The organism is Olivibacter domesticus, assembly GCF_900109575.1.
Taxonomy (GTDB): domain Bacteria; phylum Bacteroidota; class Bacteroidia; order Sphingobacteriales; family Sphingobacteriaceae; genus Olivibacter; species Olivibacter domesticus.
On record NZ_FOAF01000002.1, the window covers coordinates 174,808 to 193,859 of the forward strand.

Consider the following 19,052-nt stretch of genomic DNA (forward strand, 5'->3'; position numbering starts at 1 on the left):
TATTAACGATGCAATTCCATCCAAAAATAAAAAAGTCTCGATAAAACATCGAGACTTTATATTTAAAAATCGTATAATCCTATTTTTTGTTATAACGGGTACGAAATTTATCAATACGCCCCGCGGTATCTACTAACTTCATTTTACCAGTATAGAACGGGTGTGAAGTATGAGAAATTTCTAACTTAACTAAAGGGTATTCTTGACCGTCTTCCCATTGGATAGTTTCTTTAGTGTCAATGCAAGATTTAGTGATAAAAGCATATTCATTTGACATGTCCTTAAACACCACTAATCTGTAATTTGATGGATGCAAATCTTTCTTCATTATGATAACCAGTTTACTAACACCATATTCATTTGATAATTTTAATAGCTGTAACGAATAATATCAAAGGTCAATGATGTGTATATTTTTTTAATTGTTAATTTCTTTTAAGGCTGCAAAGATAGTGATTAAAACAAATCAATCAAAATATATTAACTAATTTTTCCACATTGTTAACGCTTCAAAGTTGAGCTTTTTTTCCAAGCTATAAGTAATTTGGTCATTCTACTGTAACGCATTAATCCTTCCGGTTGGTTATTAAGTTGTAGATATTCATTATAGAAACGGGAACTAGCATGATTTAAAATACCATCAAACTTTTTCCAGTATGCATTTTCTGTTTCAGCGTCGTTCAGTACATCCCGACTGATAAGTTTTAATACATTAAAATAGGCATTTTTATCTTCCACCGCCAACTGAGCTAAAAGCATAAACAAAGCATTATAATAGGCGGAGTAACGAAAAAGTAAATCATCACTTTCTATACATAAAATAAATCCAACCAGGTTTGCCTCATCTTCAAAGCCAATGCCAGCCTGATGTCCTAATTCATGGCATGCGGTAAATGGTTTTGAGAACACAGGCATAGCTGTGTTAACTTGAGCCTCTTGCGTAAATGGATTAAAATACCCGGCAACCATTGTATAATTAACATGAAGATTAGTGATGGGACTTTTAATCATTGGAAGGTAGCTGAATAAATAGGGACGTAAAGAGGAACTGTTTGCTAATAGATTTTGCGCTTGCAAGAAAATTTGCTGATTGCTCCGCTGAAAATCCTGCTGCCTTAAAAGTCTTCGGAGCTCATTCGCTTTATCAATGCATAAAACGGTAGTTTCCAATAATTCACATGATTGGTTTATATTCATATCCAAGCCCATTCGCTTTTCCAATGGGATTCGAAAATAATTTAAGCCCCAAAAAAGATAGAAACAGATAATAAGAGTCAAGAGAAAAATGAGGGATTGGACGAAATGGGTAATCGCTTTCAAATAATTTTTCTGAAAGAAGCACCTAATGATGTTGACAATAAAAAGTATAAAAACGAATAGGAAGAGACAATACAAATAATCGCCGAGACTAAAAGGTACCCGGCTAACAAGCGTTTGCCCTATGATAGCAAAAACAGGGAAAAGTTTACCGCTATAAAATCTTTCGACCAAAGCAGCATCTTGGCCAAACCACCATATAGCGATTAACAAGAAAAGTAAAAATGCAACTATTTTGAGCTGTTTATATAGCTTTTCCTTCATTTTAACGATCTTGTCAGGTTAACTTTCTTGCTCAAAATATAATTGATAGAAGTTCATTCCTTTCTCCTCATCAAAACCTTTCACTATGAATTCACGTTTACCATGGATATATACATGAAAATTCTTATCTAATTTCAGGATAGATTTAAAGATCTTAGCTCCTTTTTTTACAGCTTGTTCAGAAATTTCAAAAGTATCTCCTATTGCAAGGTCATGCATTTCTTCAAAATTTGTTTTATACTCCTTAAACATGGAGATAGCTTGAGGATTACCTAAAATTTCTTCTGTGAACTCATCTACTTCAAAGACCTCTTTCTCTTTAAAATAAGCTACGGAACGATTTAAAAGATCAATTTTATCTGCTCGCTCCATTTCAAAAGCTCCATCTAATTTTTCATTCACAAAATTTTTACACACCTCCATTAGGTTGCCCGTTTGATGAAAATTATCATTCCTAATTTTTATCTGCATAAAATCGTCTTTCCAATAAATGGCTTCGTTTTGTTTATTCGTTTGGTCTATGGCAAGTACTTTGTACCCTTCTTCCTGCTCGCATTTCAAGATTAAACACCCTTTATCAAGTTTATGAATATTAATCGCTTCTTCTTCATATCCTACTTTGAAAGCGCCATGCTCTGGATAGATTTTTAAATAGGTTTCTTTTGTTTCTGATTTAAAAATCCCTATTGCAGCTAAGGTCTCTCCTTCCAGCTGTACCTGTTCAAAATTCACCACATATACCTCCCCAGCCTTTATTTTAGGGTGGCTTGACGACTCATATAAGTGTTTGGTGATCTGCTGACTCATAGAATGAAAATCAATTTCCTCTTCAAAAAAAAGTCGAACGAAATGGTAAAGTTCGTTTAACTCCAAGTCGCCACTACTATGTGTGAAGCGATAAACATCGTTTATCTTTTCAAATGGAGTTAAAAAATACTGCATTAAAAGCTTAGGCAAAGTTTCGTCTTGAAGATTTAACGGTTTGTCAGACAAAATATAATGTTCATCCAACATTTTATTTCCTACACGATGAATAGAGAGTTGAGCTAAAGAAGCTTCAAAAAATGACAACATATTACTTTTTTAAGAAGGGCTAAATTAATATTATTATTCCGCTACAAAAAAACGGTGCATAAATAATAGCTGATATTGTATGCTATTCGCCCAGTAATCCCAATTGTGAACACCAGCCCGTGTTATATAATCATGCGGAATATTTCGATCTAATAACTTGTGATGCAATTGTTCATTGACGTTATAAAAAAAATCTCCCGTACCACAATCGATTATAATAGATAGTCTATTGGGTATTAGTAGATAAAGCATATTTGTAACGGTATATTTTTCCCACAAATCTGCATGTTCGGCTTGCATACCTAATCGCTTGGCTAAATCCCAATTGGAAGGAAATGGACGAATATCAACACCTCCCGACATACTACCAGCTGCTCCAAATAGGTCTTGATGTCTAAATGACAAATACAAGGCGCCATGCCCCCCCATGCTTAGGCCTGTTATTGCTCTCCCTTCCCTCGATTTTACGGTTTTATACTTTTGGTCAATAAACGGAATCAATTCATCCACTATATATGTCTCGTATTTGAAGTTATCATCAATTGGACTGTCAAAATACCAACTGCTAAATCCGCCATCAGGACATACAATTATAAATTGATATTGATCTGCTAATCGCTTAATGGCAGGAACTTTTTTAATCCAATCAGCATAGTTCCCGCTGTAACCGTGCAACAGATACACAACCGGCATCTCCTTTTTTTCATCATCATTAGTGGGCCTAATAACCACCGCTTTTATAGCTTTGTTCATCGACTTGCTAGTGGTAAGCACAGTATCTACTTCAGCTCCCTGTACGAGGACTGTAGTCAAATAAAAACCTATAAAAAATATAATTTTATGCATAATATATATGATTAAAGTAGTTTGTCTATTGCGGTCTTGAAAGTATTGCAATGAGCATCAACGATATCTCTAATTAAAGAGGAATAACCTCCCCCCATGCTAACCTGTATGGGAAGCCCAAACTGCTTACAGTATTCAAAAACAACTTCATCCCTTAATTTACAACCCATTTTCGTCAGCGATAACCATCCAAGTTTATCTGTGGCTAACACATCCACTCCGGCCAGGTAAAAAACAAAATCGGGTTTTATATGATTTATTATCGAAAACATATGCTCTTGCAAGAGCTCTAAATACTCATCATCTTTCGTGTTATCCGGCAAACCTATATCCAGATCTGACTGCTCTTTCCTGAATGGAAAATTTCGTTGGCTATGCATTGAAAAGGTAAAGACATTATCTTCGTTTTCAAATATTTCTGCAGTGCCATTTCCTTGATGTACATCTAGATCTATCATCAATATTTTTTTCGCTTTTTTTTGTTGAAGAAGATAATGGGCTCCGATAGCCTGGTCATTTAATAAGCAAAAACCCTCTCCCCAATCACTGCCAGCATGGTGCGTACCTCCCGCCACATTAAATGCAACTCCATTTCGCAAAGCGAAATCACAAGCTTCCATCGTTCCCTGTACAATGCTAAGCTCTCTTTTTATCAATTGCTCGGTTAATGAAAATCCTGTTCTTCTAATTTCCTTAGATGACAAGCTCAAGGTTTTCAATTTTAACCAATAAGATGGTTTATGCGCTAAAGTTATATATTGTTCTTCTATTGGTTGTGGTTTAAAAAAATTTTTTGGCTCAACAATTCCTTCGTATATAAGTTGTTCAGGAATTAACTCATATTTCAACATTGGAAAACGGTGCCCTGTAGGTAAAGGATGGACATATACTGGATCGAATGCAATCTTTAACAATTTTTTACTCCTTAGTCAAAACGCTCTAAATTACTAACTATCGATTGAATTTATTATATTTTATCTGTCATTTATTCTTCAAGTACGGTTTTTCCTTTATGTCGGCGTAATTTAATACCGTTTTGATAATGGCTAATAACACTATTATAATACCAAAAGCCCCTAAATAAACAAGTGAATAAAAAAATTCGTTGCCTACCTCAAAACGTTTCATGATAACGCCGTAAATTGCCCAAATAATCACTAGGCCAAAGAAAATATTATGTTTAAAATAAACTACTACCGATCCCACAACGATTGCAGTAGAAAGTAACGCGTAACTTAGGTAAAGATCCATATCACCAGCCAACCAACCTAAACTTACTAGCCATGCTGCAAAATTAGCCAGGGTAGCAATGGTAATCCAACCGAAATAAATACTTAATGACAACTGCGTAATGAAAAGCGAAATTTTACCTTTTTTCGGGTTTAACATCTGCAAACGTCTGTCTATCACATAAAGTGTAAAGAGTTGAATTAGCAATAATGCAAACGAGATACCCGACATATCATTTAGCCAAGTGTATACCCATAAACTAATCGCAAGCTGATTAACAGCAAAAACAACACCTAATAAGGGTATTTCTTTATTGGTAATGTAATTTTCGTTTTTCCTGAAGGCCTGAATCAGATGAAAAACAACCATGATGAACAAACTTAGATAAACGATAGACCATATCGAAAAGGTAAAGCTTGCTGGTGTAATGCCGGATTCATATTTCGCTGAAATTTCGGCCATAGTATAATTGCCAATCGCCCCTGTTTGGCCCAACATTGATATTACGAAAGCAAAAATATAAGTGCTAGCATTTAATATTGCCAATTGTTTAATATACTGCATAATATTCTTTTATGCTTAAACAAATTGGCGCGGGTAAAGTTCAAATTGATTTAGTTGAGATAAGCGAGAAGCTGAGTAAGGTATTCTTTGTCGACACTATCAAAACTATTTAAGGTATCACTATCGATGTCTAGTACACCTACTATAGTTCCATTACGATAAAAGGGTAAGACAATTTCTGACTTTGCATCTAGGCTGCAAGCTATATGACCAGGAAATTTTTCTACGTCTGGTACAATCAGGACTTTACTTTCTGCCCAAGCACTACCGCAAACACCTTTTCCTTTTTTTATTCTTGTGCAAGCTATAGGGCCTTGAAAAGGCCCAAGTATAAGCTCCTCATTTTTTACAACATAAAAACCTACCCAAAAGAAATTGAATTGAGCCTTTAAAGCGGCCGAAATATTAGCCAAATTTGCTATTAAGTCATCTTCTCCCTCTATTAATGCTTTAATTTGAGGTAGTAGCGATTTATATTGACTTTCTTTAGTTCCCGTTTGTATCGTTAAATTTTCGGCCATATTTTTAACACTTAATTTACGAAGACAAAATAAAGAACTTTTCAGAATAGATATTGCTATCTAAAAGCAATATTTACCCTCACTCCGGTGATATTTTCCAACATGGGTTTAAATATCACGCTGGCATTTTCTTTTGTTTTGCCCAAAACATCCATCTCCTGGGCATTTTTCAATAATCTCTGCTCCGCAAATTTATAGATCCCTTCTACAAGATCTTGCGTGTCGCCAGGTAACCATGCGCCAGATATATCATAAACCTTGGATTTTTTATGATCTAAACGAACATAACATATCTCTGGCTGAGGCAGATAAATGGTTACCGAATCTATTCCGTGTTTAACTATATCCTTTTCTGAAACTTGTCTTAAATCAATACACCCGGCAACTTCACCTACCGCTATAAATAAAACACGCTGATCGGGAAAAAAATATCGTAGTTCTTTTCTCTCTATAACATCCTTCATTGAATATTTCACCAACTCAAGCTTTCCAATATCGGTAATCCGCTCTATCATGAGGTCTTCTTTTACCTCAACCTTAGAAGCCCCTAGATCGAATTTATAATATATCAACCAACCAGCAACTAATAGAGTTGCGATAAATACTAATGTACCGATTACGTAAATAAATCTCTTAAACATTTAGCGTTTTCTGTTTGAACAATAGTTTACAAAAAAAGTTTAATCTCTGCTACGAGCTTTTTAAAAAATTTATGGAATTTTATGTTAGACACAAAAAATAAAGAGTTTCGGACTAATTTCTTTCTTAAAATATTTATCATTAATATTGAATCTTATAATAGTATTTTTTAAAGAATTTTAAAAGGCTAAACTAAACATTATAACAATCAGATGAAAAGGCGATCAGCGATCAAAAATCTTTTGATAATAGCGGGGGGCATTGCTATTTTACCTTCATGTTCACAAGAATCCGGAAAAGCATCTATTCAGTTAAACAATTTAGATATTAATCAAAATCAAGAAGACTTATTAGCTGAAATTACGGAAACTATTATTCCTAAAACCGATTCACCAGGTGCAAAAGCATTAAATTTACATTTATTTGTGTTAAAGATGGTAGACGACTGCCACGACAAAGACGATCAAAAAAGTTTTATTAATGGATTAAGCGAGCTAGATAAGTTATCAAAAAAGCAGTTTTCCAAATCATTTAATGAGGCTTCACAAGCGCAACGAACACAGCTGTTACAGCTTTTAGAATCAGACAAAGAAACGAATGACGATATGTACCGTTTCTATGCAATCACCAAGAGAAGAACTATTCAAGGTTTTTTAAATTCAAAATATGTTATGAAGGATTTAAAACGATATGAATTGATTCCGGGTAGATATGACGGTTATGCATCAGCCAATGAAATAACTAAAAGTGCAAGCTAAAAACGAATTAGTATAAATGTCAAACTTAAATATTGATAGCATTAAAGAACGTACTTTCGATGCAATCGTAATTGGATCAGGAATAAGTGGCGGCTGGGCAGCTAAAGAACTTACCGAAAAGGGGTTAAAAACACTTGTATTAGAACGAGGGAGAGACGTTAAACATGTGGTAGACTATCCCACTACCAATATGTATCCTTACGAATTTGAACACCGTGGAGAAGTTCCTTTAGCGACACAGGAAGCAGCTCCAATTGTTAATAGGTGCTACGCTTTTCGGGAAGACGCTATGCATTTTTTTGTAAAAGATAATGAGCATCCCTATATACAGAAAAAGCCATTTGACTGGATAAGAGGATATCAAGTGGGCGGAAAATCTTTATTATGGGCCAGGCAAACACAGCGATGGTCTGATTACGATTTTGAAGGGCCAGCACGCGATGGGTTTGCGGTGGACTGGCCAATACGTTATAAAGATATTGCTCCTTGGTACAGTTATGTCGAGAAATTTGCAGGCATCTCAGGCAATAAGGATCGGTTAAACGAATTACCTGATGGTGATTTTCTACCTGGCTATCCGTTAAATGCTGTAGAAGACTATTTTAAGGGCGTTTTGAAAACAAAATACCCGAATAGGCATGTAATAAGCGCACGCTGCGCCCACCTGTCGAAACCTAATCCCATCCATATAGAACAAGGGCGTGTACAATGCCAAAACCGAGTACTTTGCCAAAGAGGCTGTCCTTTTGGCGGCTATTTCAGCAGCAACTCCTCCACCTTGCCCTGGGCCGAAAAAACAGGAAACCTGACACTACGCCCCTTTTCTGTAGCTCATTCTATTATTTATGATGAACAAAAAGGGAAAGCTATTGGGGTTAAGATTATTGATACAAATACAAAAGAAGAGATTGATTACTTCGCTCGAATAATTTTTGTAAACGCAGCGGCTTTAAATACGAATTTAATTCTATTGAATTCGAAATCAAATCGCTTTCCAAACGGTTTAGGTAATGATGCGGGCGTATTGGGAAAATATGTAGCCTTTCATAACTATAGCGCTCGTATCAGTGCTGAGTATGACGGATTAAAAGAGTTTAAAACAACTGGTCGGAATCCTGCTGGTGGCGGTTATATCCCCCGATTTAGAAATGTTCTAAAACAAGAAACTGATTTTCTTAGAGGTTATGCAGCCGGATTCTCTGCTCATAGAGGTTTTGACAACGATGTTTCAAAAGTAGGTGAAAGTCTTAAAAATGGCCTTTTAAACCCTGTACTAGGGCCATGGCGCGTCGGGTCACACATGATGGCCGAAACGCTTCCCAAAGAAGAAAGCTATGTATCTCTAGCAGACAATGAAAAGGATGCTTGGGGCATTCCCTTATTAAACATATCGATCGATTATGATGATAATGATGCAAAGATGAAAGCTGATTATATAGAGCAGTTAACGGAAATGTTTACGGTGGCAGGTTTTAAGAATATTCAAGCGAATACAGCAGGGCAAGCTCCCGGATTAGACATACATGAAATGGGTGGCGCTCGAATGGGAAATGACCCTAAAACATCGATACTTAACAAGTGGAACCAGCTGCACCACTGCAGTAACGTATTTGTTACCGATGGTGCATGCATGACATCTACTTCTACTCAAAATCCCTCCCTTACTTACATGGCTTTTGCAGCAAGATCGGTAGATTACGCAATTAATGAAATGAAAAAGAACAATCTATAGTTCTTTTTGTTCCTTACCGAGGATCATTAATTGGCTAACAATTTCTATCCTCGGTAATCGATAACTACCCATAAAGGGTTTCTATTAAACCTTCCTTCTAAGTTTCTGTCTTAACTATAAGAAAGCAAATTGTAAAATTAAACTTTGCGCTATGAAAACGTTAAACAACATACATATTTTACTTTTCTCTTTCATATTCCTTTTTTTCTTTGGAATGTCAGAGAAAGTAAATGCACAGCCTGGAATAACAGTGTCATTCCAGCAATTCTATGATGAATTATCCCCATACGGAGAATGGGTAGACGACCCCGAGTATGGCTATATATGGGTTCCAAATGTCGCATCTGATTTTCAACCTTATGCTACGAATGGACGCTGGGTAATGACCGACTATGGTAATACCTGGGTTTCTAATTATGACTGGGGTTGGGCACCTTTTCACTATGGTAGGTGGAATCATCATAGAAGGTTTGGATGGACATGGGTACCTGGTTACGAGTGGGGACCCGCATGGGTAAATTGGAGAAGTGGTGGCGGCTATTACGGATGGGCTCCTTTAGGTCCGGGAATGAGTTTTGGTGTAAGCATCAATATTCCTTCTAGTTACTGGGTGTTCGTGCCGCAACGTTATATACTAAGTCCGAGAATTCACAGCTATTACGCTCCAAGGAGAAATGTAGTTAACGTCTATAACAGAACAACCATCATCAATAATACGTATGTACATAACAACCGTACCTACATTACAGGTCCGCGCAGAAACGAGATACAACGTGTTACTCGTTCGTCAATTCCTGTACATCGTATAACAAACGCGAGCAGGCCTGGTTCTGGAAGAGTAACGGGCAGATCTGTAGAAATATACAGACCGAACGTAACTAGAAGTAATGAGGCAAGGCCCGGCAGAGTTGCATCTACAAATAATATAAGATCAAATAGGCCAAGTAACGGTAGAACAGATAATCGCACTAATACGCAGACATCCCGTCCATCCAGTAGAAATGGATCAATTAGCAGCAGACGGATTGAACGCGAAAGTACACCAAACAATGCTGGCGAAAGAAGAGGTAGAGAACAGCGTAGTGTTGAACCTAAAATCAATGAGACAAGAACAAGGGAAAGCAATAACATCAATAGATCTACTCCAAATAATTCTGGCAGAACACAAAGAGATAATAGTACAGGCAGATCGTCATCCGTAAGGTCAAACAGAAATACTCCTGAAAGAGTTCAGGGTAATCGCTCGTCGAATGGATCTCGACCTAATGTACAACCGAGAGTTCAAAGGAGTGAACAGTCGAGACCAAGTTCTCCAAGACAACCTTCGAGGACGAATGAAAGACAAAATAGAGGAAATGAACGATCCGAAAGGGCCTCAAGAAGTACTAGAGGATAAAGCTATAAGATAGATAGGCTGTAGATTTTACTACAGCCTATCTTAAATGTTTATTAAGGTTTAAATCTCTCGAGAACACGTTTACCCGTTTTTACTTCTACCCCCTTAAGTTCTATATATTTAACATCCGGATTCCAAAAAGTACCGCCATCCCCTATTCTGATAAAGATCCGCTCCAATACAGATTCCCTTTTGTTAATGTCAGCATATACGCGATATACTCCTTTCTCATCTTTTCGTAAATGTAATGGCAATTTATTATAAGCTACAGACCGTACATCATAACTACCATCTGCCAACTTTTTCGAATTGATACCATAAGCAAATTTACGCTGAATAAAATTAAGGTCCTTACGGATTCCCCCTTCTGGATAACGAATCCAAAATGCATGAATAGGTGTTGAAATGTTCAATTTTCCATTCTTATCAATATTCAACGTGTAACAAATGGTATTGGTGTTAGGATCTCGCTGAATGTAAAACAGTAAATTATCAACATTTTTTGGTGTGGGAAAGGAGTCTATATAAGCAATTTTATGGATCTTATTTACTAATATAGGCGTAGCCCCGGACTTAAAAGCTAATGATCCACACCCCAATATCATGCAGAGAGCTATTAACGATCGAATTGTATTTATTTTCATATAAAATTATGATTCTAATCAGTAGACCATCCATTAAATGAGGAGACTATGTTCCTCATTTTAATGGACTCTTTCTAAAAATCCAATATTTCTGCAAGGTGTAATTGAAACCAAGAGATACAAAAACGTCTATTAGCACCCTACTTATTCTATAATCAATGCGGCTGATTTCAGTTACAAGATAAGTTCCAGAAGATTTTAACAAAATGCTCCCACCAACCATCCAAGTAAATTTCACCAATTGTAAGGTTATATTATTTTTATCTTGGCCGCCATTTGCTTCGAAGGTCCAATTACGGTTTATAGTGAAATTCACGAACGCCCCTAATACTCCTCCGATAACAATCGAAATCGTATAATGTATCTGCAACAATTCAGTGCAAGCAACCATTATTATAAAATCAGCTACACCGCCTAAAAATGCAGACAACTGCGCTTTTATAAATATGTATACACTATTTTTCTTCAACATTTGGCAAACCATTCTTCACGGTTCTTTCTGCTATATCTCGAGCATCTCCAAGTTTCAACAACTTTTTAGTATCTACAATGTTGACTACAAACAATGTAATCACTACTAACGCAGAAAATATATTAACTGTTCCAGGAAATAAAATCTCTAATACAAATATAGCGCTTATAATCACTCTAATTTCTGTCGGTCCGACCGATCCAGCATCAATAGTATATTTATCGGTTATTTTGTATCGCAATTGTGAAATAATCATCGCCCATCCATACAATGCAACAAAGAAATAAGATAAAAGCTCATAACCGTTTCCAAGATAGACTATAAAACCAACGCCCATAATCACTGTATTGATCCAATCAATTATAATATCAAGAGAGAAACCATACCACTTTCTCGGAATATTTCTGTAGTAAGCGATCCTCCCATCAAGCGAATCACCAAACCAATTAATTAACAGGCCTAAAACACCTAGTAAAAGGTAGGTACGATGCAAATAACTAGCCATCATAAATCCAACCAGCACTATTATCCCACCCAAAAGACCTATTATAGTAAGTATATTAGGTGTAATAAAGCTAGGTATCTTGGTAACCAAATAAGAAATAGTAGATTGTTCTACGCTTTTAAGTAAATTAGTGCGTTTTCTGTCCGTAAATATACTTTTACTATTCTTTTCGCCTTCTCGCGGCTTCCCTTCAGCCATTTTAAATGCAGAATTATGTTCCTTCATTATTTCTTAAAAACACCGTCAATAAGGCAAATTGAACCATCAACGTATAGTTGCATTGTTTTGTTGACGAGCGACTTCAATTAAGCAACAAGATCTGATCTATTATTTCGCTTTTTTCTTCTTTTCGAAATCAGAGCCAAAAATCAAATCCCAAAAGGGAGAGCTTACACCGTATCCTTTGTCAGCATCTTGGTAATGGTGCAGCATATGATGCTGTTTAATTTTCTTCATGATGCCGCTTTTGAAATTATAATGATGCATAGCATAATGTCCAATATCATAAAATAAATACCCTAAGATAAACCCCGGAAAAAAGGCCGACATCTGTATGTCATTAAAAATTAATTTAAATAAAAAATACAAGGCAGTTGCTAATGGAATGCTTACAGATGGTGGCAATACTAAGCGCAATTTATCCATCGGGTAATCATGATGGACACCATGAAATATAAAATGAAGTCGCTCCATTATCTTTCCATTAGGGGGTAAATGAAAAACAAAGCGATGCATCACATATTCGGTAAAAGACCAAACGAATAAACCTATCAAGAAATATCCCAAGTAAAATAAAAAAGACACTTCAAATGTGACGAAGGCCCGCCAAGTAAAAAAAATAATTACTGGCACAAATAATATCAAAGGTACCGAAAAATGTACTTTTGTTAATGGTTCCAGTAAGTTGCTCTTAAACATCCTTACCGACTCCTGCGAGTTAGAAACATAATTCTTTGCCATAACTATAACTATATCAACTAAAATAAAATCTTATTTGTGCTTCTAATAATTTATACACAAAAATAAACAAAAAGCAGTGGTTAGCCTATTAAAAATCAAATTTAACACGCGCCCGCACACCCCATTTCGAAACATTTGGATTCTCCAGATAAGTAAATCTTCTTATTAAATCCACCCTCACTAATTTAAAGATGTTTGCAATCCCGACACTACCCTCCATATAAGGCTTACTTCCCAGTGTATAAGTTATAGGCAAACCATTTTCGTCAGCAGAGAACTTATATACTGAGCTGTTGTAGTTTGGATTGTTTTCATCTCTTAAACCTCCCCACAAACCTTTGAAACTAATCACCTCCCGCCATTTTAAGCGTTTAAGTAATGGAATTTTATTAAAGATAAAACCGTTTAGATAATATTGTACGTTAACCGCTGCATAATGATCACTTACAAATTCCAAGAAATTCATCAAATTGTATGAGTTTAGTTGGTATGCATATGTTTGGTTGGCTCGGTGAATACTTAATAATGGAAAGGGAATATTCTCTCCCATTATATATCCCCCTTCTAATGTTATATCGGAATAGCCAAATTGCGACAAATAAACCCGCTTGAATATATTTGCTGAAAAATTGTGATAATCATTTGTACTATTGAAGACATTTTTTAAGCCCAAATTGTAACGAAACGTGAATATAGGATATTTATTAAATATAGGGATTCTGTACACTTTTCCTTGATAAAATTGTTCATGCGGAGCATAACGGAGTTCAACGTTCACTTCAGAAGAAGTTAATTCATTTATATTTATGAGGTTTCCATTAAGATCTTCCCTTTGATAAAGTAAGACGCCTGCCGGACGTTGACGCCAATGTGTAAATCCTATTTTATAGGAAAATCGGCTTGGAAGCTCATGCATATATTCAAACTTAGCTATATCATTATATAGCCATCTATTATTATCACCTCTCTTAAAGGACAACAAGAAATTATCTTCCTGAACGAATTGTAACTCTTGTCCAGGTATTTTAGTATCATGCTGATAACTCGCTTTAAAATAATGTAACGGAAAAGAATAAACAGACTTATTATTCAATGAGTAAGTAGCACTTCCAAAATATTTCCATTTTTTATCTTTGAAACCATAAGCGCCATATCCCTCAAAAAACATTCTCTTGCTAAGATCAGTTGTCGTCCTTCCACCTAAACGCAACCTGAAGCCTTCCACTGGGTTAAAGCTATAAAAAGTACTTGCAGGTCCCATTTCAAACTTACCAAACGATTTATAGCCAGCTAAAAGAACTGTTCCCCAGTCCATTATTCTTCTAAACGATTTTATAGTCTGCAAGGTATCTACATTCTTATAAATTCCAACTTCACGAATTTCCAATGGTATGTGACGAACACTTTTCCAATACTCGTCGGAAACAGGTGGCTTTTCGATATTATATGCAATTTCCTCAGCTGGCCCTTTATAGATACTATCTGGGTGCTCCTCACCAATTTTATATTTCTGAAAAGATGCCGTTCGCTCACCTAATATCCCCCCCCCTTTATCTCCTAAGGCAAACTCCATTGTTAACGTACTTTTGCTTAAATGATAACGACCATCAGGATTTTTACTATACTCTAACTTGGCCTGCAAGTCCCGCATAAAATTCAGATTAACGTCCTTATTAACTGTCAGGTAAGCATTTTGGACAGCATAATTACCATCTAACGTAATATATATTTTCCCTTCAAATAAAAGATCTGCCTTATTACGTGGCACAAAACTTAGTTCAACTAGCCAAGGCTTTTCTGTTTTTACCGTATCGCTGATAAAGAATTTGTAAAACGTTGGTGAGTTATTCGCTATAGGACTTAAAAATAAATTGGTAGTAATGGATATATCATTATCATAGATATTGATATCTTCATACAGCCGATGAAGATAGTTACTTACACCGTCATTGTCTATGAAATGTGGGTCAAACTCAGCTTTTTTGTCTGCTAGTATGTATCGCTTTGTTTTATAGGGATTCTTGCGAAAATAAATATTGGATAACTTCTCTTCCATATAGGCAGGTAATACATTTTTACCGCCTATAGCATTAGAATCCTGTTCTGCGAATAGAAATTGATAATTTCTAAATATTCTTTTCTCTTTAAACTTATTAGATAAATTACTTAATGCCATCGATAGTTTACTATATTCCTCGTATTCAACGAAATCATAGTTTTCCATCTGATTTTCTTTCTTATGTGCAATTACTTGCCTAATAAGCTCAACAGCAGGGTTATTTTTATTTCTGTATCTTCCTTTTTTACTCGTAACGACCACCTCATTAAGCATCTTGGCGTCCACATTCATTTTAATATTGACAACCTGATCTTCACCTGGCACCACATCCTTTTCTACGGTCACATATCCAATGTAAGCAAATTTCAATTTAGTATAGTTACCTTCGATTTTAATGCTATAATGGCCTTCATCATCTGCTGACGTTCCAATAGTAGTTCCAGGAATTATTACACTCACATAAGGCAATGTTTCTTTGCTTGCAGCATCTGTTATAACTCCACGAACAATAGTAGTTTGGGCAACAACATGTTGGCCAACTAACATAAAAAAAAGAAATAAATAAGAATAGGTATATTTTTTATAAATCTGTGCGATAATTACTTTCACTTTTTAAACTAATTAGTAAGATGTACAACATCAAAAATTATCCTGCAAATTAAAGGATTTCACTTAAGACTATTGTGGTCAAAAAGTCAAAAATTAAAACCTTGAAGCCAGATTTCTACTCAATTAACTCAAAAACACTTTAGTGTAATCGTTCCGTTAATCCCTTAAAACAGAAGGAATTTAACTTATTACTATCAAATATCTTTATCTAAATGGATTTTTCAAACAAACGATAGCGCTTGTACTGTTTGCCGTTTATTTGCTCTATGGCATGGTTCATTAAATAGTTATCTTCGAGCATCCACGAGCATTCTGCATATTTAATTTTCGAGCCCTCAGCATTCTTGATAAGGTTTCCGTACAAACACGCTTCAATACCTAATTTTCTGTAACCGTCTATAACACCTAATAATAAAACCCTTAGTCCAGTAACATGTTTAATCCCGAATAAAAGCTTCAATATTCCGGTAGGTAAAAGTCTTCCTCTTTTTATCTTAATCAAGATTTGATTTATATCTGGTATTCCCAAAGCAAACCCTACCATCTTTTCTCCTTGTTCTGCAATAATGCAATATTTAGGATCAAGAATCATAGATAAATCCTTTGCCAAAAAATCAAACTCCTCATCTGTCATGGGCACAAAACCTAAGTTTTTGTCCCAAGCACTATTGTAAAGTTCTTTTATCTTAGGTATATCTTTTTTCAAATTTTTCTTATCGATTTTACGCAGTTTAATGTCACTTCGTTTTAATCGATTCTCTAAAGCATCCAAAAGTCTAACAGACCTATTATTTATATTTGATCTATCTACAAGATAAGCTAATAAATCAGTTTGTTTTTTTAATCCGGTATTTAATAACAACCCTTCGTAATACGATTTGTTATAAGGCATCATAGCGACAGGAGGTAGCTCAAAACCTTTCACCAATAAACCACAAGTATCATTAGTGGAAAGGTTTATAGGCCCAACCATTTTATCAGCTCCTTTTCTTTTTAGCCAATCAATCGCTTTTTCCATTAAAGCGTTTACTACATCCTGATCGTCGATTGTATCAAAAAAGCCAAAGAATCCGTCTTTGGCATTTATAAACGCGTTGTGATTTGTATTGTAAATAGCAGCGATACGGCCAACCAGCTTGCTCCCCTCATAAGCTAAAAAGAGTTGAATATAAGAGTGATTATGAAACGGATGTTTACCCGGAGTTAACATGTCTCGTTGTGCTATAAACAGTTCAGGCACATAGTTTTTATCATCCTTGTATAAGTCATGAGGAAAATCTATAAAAGTTTTTAACTGACTTTTGGAGGATACTTCAACTACCTTCATCGTAAAATATATGCTATATGCGTCTTTTATTTACCTTAATTTGATCCCGTTTATGTTAATCAAGCAATCTTCACAAATTCAGTTGCCACTGTTTTACGATAAGCCTTTGTTAATTTGCTTACAGCTTCGTCAATCTGATCGAAAGTATGAGTGGCCATAAGTGAAAAACGAATTAAAGATTCTTGTGAAGCCACTGCTGGCGAAACTACCGGATTAACAAAAACACCTTCTTCTTGCAATTGCTTTGTAATTAGAAAAGTTGCGTCATTATCTCGTATATAAACTGGCAAAATAGGGCTCTCTGTTTTACCTAAATCGAAACCACTATCGAGCAACTGTCTTTTTGCATATTCAGTATTTCTCCATAAGTTTTCAATATGTTCCGGCTCAGATTTTATGATCTCTAAAGCAGCTAACACACTAGCGGCAGAACCCGGCGTCATACTTGCACTAAACATAAGCGAGCGTGCGCGGTGCTTTAAATACTCTATCGTATTGGCATCACTTGCTAAAAAGCCACCCAATGAAGCCAATGATTTACTAAACGTACCCATGATAACGTCTACATCGTCCGTTAAGCCAAAATGAGATGCCGTACCTGCACCTGAGACACCTATAACTCCTAGTCCATGCGCGTCGTCAACCATAACTGCTGCGTCAAATTCTTTGGCTATTTCGATCAATTCGGGAAGTTTTACAAAATCACCTTCCATGCTAAACACACCATCAACTGCTATTAATTTAACAGCATCTTCGGGCAACTGGCTGAGTTTATTTCTAAGATCAGCCATATTATTATGCTTATACTTAACTACTTTTGAAAAAGATAAGCGGCTACCATCAATAATGGAAGCATGATTACAATCATCCAAGATCAAATAGTCATTCCTTCCTGTAAGACAAGAAAGTGCTCCTAAGTTAGCCTGAAATCCAGTACTGAATAAAACGGCACCCTCTTTACCTACATAATCTGCTAACTTGGCTTCTAACTCTTCATGAATGTCTAAGGTTCCGTTTAGGAATCTGGACCCTGCACAACCAGTTCCATATTTTGCTGTAGCGTTTTGAGCAGCTTCAATAATTTTGGGATGATTAGTTAGCCCTAAATATGAGTTTGAACCAAACATAAGGACCTTCTTCCCATTAATGATAACTTCTGTATCTTGTCCAGATTCAATGGGTCTGAAATAAGGATAAAGACCTTTTTCTTTTATCACCGCCGCATCTTTAAAATCTGCTATACGCTTGTCAAAATTTCTACTCATCTAATTAAAATTTAAAACCCGCTGGTTCTTTTCTTTCTAATATGGTTATATTATATGTATATTTTGCAGATTATTACCAATTGATTTGATAACCTGCATAAAACGATCATGCTCTGGGCTTTTTAGGCTATTAAATAAAACCTTTTCAAGATTTACTATTTTATCTTTAATAAGTCTCGCCAGGACTCTCCCTTTTGGGGTAAGCATGACACAGTTTTTCCTTTTATCAGCTATATCTGTAGTTACTCGTACCAAGTCTTCTTTTTCTAAATTAGAAATGGTTCTTAATACCGAAGATTTATCTCTACCAATTTCATCAGCTATTTGTTGTTGCGGAAGCCCTTCTTCTGGAATACTAAATAAAACAGGTAGCTGTTCAATTCTTACATCAATACCCTGAGCCGACAAATATTGGTTTGCTTTATTGCGCAACAGTTTGCTCAGATTATCGAGGTGGAATATTGCTAACTCATCATTATTATTTACCTGATTCATCTATTTTAAAAAATCGTTTGCATATCAACTAATAACGCCACAAATATCACCCCAATATTAAATTTAAAAAAGGTAAATATTTCGCCAAAATTGGTCAGTTTTTCGGTTAAAATTATTTTTATCGCTGCTAAGAAAAAGATAAAAAAATCAAAAAAAAGCCTTATAAATCAATAAAAAGCCTTATTTTACTCTAAATTACACAAAAAAAACACGTCTAAAATTCTGTAATTTCATAATAAATCTAAATAAAATATTTTCAAAAACATTTTATATAAAATTAACAAAAAAGACATAATATATTTGAATATTTTCAGCAATCGTATCTTCAAAGGAGGTTAGTACTTTTAATCGAGTATTATCATCTATCAATCAAAT

Annotated in this window: 19 protein-coding genes; 3 read left to right on the top strand and 16 right to left on the bottom strand. The window is 35.4% G+C overall.

Going from position 1 to position 19,052, the window contains the following annotated elements:
- Window positions 1-79 precede the first annotated feature (79 nt).
- From BMY50_RS11455 to BMY50_RS11490, 8 genes are all read right to left on the bottom strand, one after another.
- A complete protein-coding gene (locus BMY50_RS11455; RefSeq protein ID WP_093324245.1) occupies window positions 80-328 on the bottom strand; it encodes a type B 50S ribosomal protein L31 in 249 nt (82 codons plus the stop codon).
- Window positions 329-501: 173 nt separating this feature from the next.
- Window positions 502-1,581 (bottom strand): DUF3810 domain-containing protein, encoded by a 1,080-nt coding sequence (locus BMY50_RS11460; RefSeq protein WP_093324248.1) that lies wholly within the window; start codon window positions 1,579-1,581, stop codon window positions 502-504.
- A gap of 18 nt (window positions 1,582-1,599) precedes the next feature.
- Window positions 1,600-2,655 (bottom strand): nucleoid-associated protein, encoded by a 1,056-nt coding sequence (locus BMY50_RS11465; protein ID WP_093324251.1) that lies wholly within the window; start codon window positions 2,653-2,655, stop codon window positions 1,600-1,602.
- Between the two features lie 33 nt (window positions 2,656-2,688).
- Window positions 2,689-3,501, bottom strand: a complete 813-nt coding sequence (locus BMY50_RS11470) for an alpha/beta hydrolase (RefSeq protein ID WP_093324254.1) — start codon at window positions 3,499-3,501, stop codon at window positions 2,689-2,691.
- Window positions 3,502-3,512: 11 nt separating this feature from the next.
- Window positions 3,513-4,415, bottom strand: a complete 903-nt coding sequence (locus BMY50_RS11475) for a histone deacetylase family protein (protein WP_093324257.1) — start codon at window positions 4,413-4,415, stop codon at window positions 3,513-3,515.
- Between the two features lie 67 nt (window positions 4,416-4,482).
- A complete protein-coding gene (locus BMY50_RS11480) occupies window positions 4,483-5,295 on the bottom strand; it encodes a hypothetical protein (RefSeq protein WP_093324260.1) in 813 nt (270 codons plus the stop codon).
- 50 nt (window positions 5,296-5,345) lie between these two features.
- Entirely contained in the window at window positions 5,346-5,816 is a 471-nt protein-coding gene (locus BMY50_RS11485; protein ID WP_093324263.1) for a GAF domain-containing protein, read from the bottom strand.
- A gap of 56 nt (window positions 5,817-5,872) precedes the next feature.
- On the bottom strand, window positions 5,873-6,457 hold the full coding sequence (locus BMY50_RS11490; RefSeq protein ID WP_093324266.1) for a DUF4230 domain-containing protein: 585 nt from the start codon (window positions 6,455-6,457) through the stop codon (window positions 5,873-5,875).
- A 210-nt stretch (window positions 6,458-6,667) separates the two neighbouring features.
- Here BMY50_RS11490 and BMY50_RS11495 point away from each other — a divergent pair, with 210 nt between their 5' ends.
- From BMY50_RS11495 to BMY50_RS11505, 3 genes are all read left to right on the top strand, one after another.
- Window positions 6,668-7,213: a gluconate 2-dehydrogenase subunit 3 family protein gene (locus BMY50_RS11495; RefSeq protein ID WP_093324269.1), complete on the top strand. Its 546-nt coding sequence runs from the start codon at window positions 6,668-6,670 to the stop codon at window positions 7,211-7,213.
- Window positions 7,214-7,229: 16 nt separating this feature from the next.
- Window positions 7,230-8,945: a GMC oxidoreductase gene (locus BMY50_RS11500; protein WP_093324272.1), complete on the top strand. Its 1,716-nt coding sequence runs from the start codon at window positions 7,230-7,232 to the stop codon at window positions 8,943-8,945.
- Between the two features lie 151 nt (window positions 8,946-9,096).
- Window positions 9,097-10,341 carry a DUF6600 domain-containing protein gene (locus tag BMY50_RS11505; protein WP_093324275.1) on the top strand — a complete coding sequence of 415 codons (1,245 nt, stop codon included), beginning with the start codon at window positions 9,097-9,099 and terminating at the stop codon, window positions 10,339-10,341.
- Window positions 10,342-10,394: 53 nt separating this feature from the next.
- Here the strand turns inward: BMY50_RS11505 and BMY50_RS11510 are convergent, their stop codons facing one another.
- From BMY50_RS11510 to BMY50_RS11545, 8 genes are all read right to left on the bottom strand, one after another.
- The gene (locus tag BMY50_RS11510) at window positions 10,395-10,985 is read right to left on the bottom strand and encodes a DUF4833 domain-containing protein (protein WP_093324278.1); all 591 of its coding nucleotides are present in this window, start codon (window positions 10,983-10,985) and stop codon (window positions 10,395-10,397) included.
- 55 nt (window positions 10,986-11,040) lie between these two features.
- On the bottom strand, window positions 11,041-11,457 hold the full coding sequence (locus tag BMY50_RS11515; RefSeq protein ID WP_093324280.1) for a GtrA family protein: 417 nt from the start codon (window positions 11,455-11,457) through the stop codon (window positions 11,041-11,043).
- On the bottom strand, window positions 11,441-12,187 hold the full coding sequence (locus BMY50_RS11520; protein ID WP_238383735.1) for a CDP-alcohol phosphatidyltransferase family protein: 747 nt from the start codon (window positions 12,185-12,187) through the stop codon (window positions 11,441-11,443). The genes BMY50_RS11515 and BMY50_RS11520 overlap by 17 nt, the downstream gene beginning before the upstream one ends.
- A 102-nt stretch (window positions 12,188-12,289) precedes the next feature.
- Window positions 12,290-12,922, bottom strand: a complete 633-nt coding sequence (locus tag BMY50_RS11525; RefSeq protein WP_093324283.1) for a sterol desaturase family protein — start codon at window positions 12,920-12,922, stop codon at window positions 12,290-12,292.
- 88 nt (window positions 12,923-13,010) lie between these two features.
- Complete coding sequence (locus BMY50_RS11530) at window positions 13,011-15,590, bottom strand: DUF5686 and carboxypeptidase-like regulatory domain-containing protein (protein ID WP_093324286.1); 2,580 nt, start codon at window positions 15,588-15,590, stop codon at window positions 13,011-13,013.
- Window positions 15,591-15,798: 208 nt separating this feature from the next.
- Window positions 15,799-16,917, bottom strand: a complete 1,119-nt coding sequence (locus BMY50_RS11535; RefSeq protein WP_093324288.1) for a hypothetical protein — start codon at window positions 16,915-16,917, stop codon at window positions 15,799-15,801.
- Between the two features lie 59 nt (window positions 16,918-16,976).
- Entirely contained in the window at window positions 16,977-18,182 is a 1,206-nt protein-coding gene (spt, locus tag BMY50_RS11540) for a serine palmitoyltransferase (protein ID WP_093324291.1), read from the bottom strand.
- A gap of 45 nt (window positions 18,183-18,227) precedes the next feature.
- A complete protein-coding gene (locus BMY50_RS11545; RefSeq protein WP_093324294.1) occupies window positions 18,228-18,677 on the bottom strand; it encodes a MarR family winged helix-turn-helix transcriptional regulator in 450 nt (149 codons plus the stop codon).
- Window positions 18,678-19,052 lie beyond the last annotated feature (375 nt).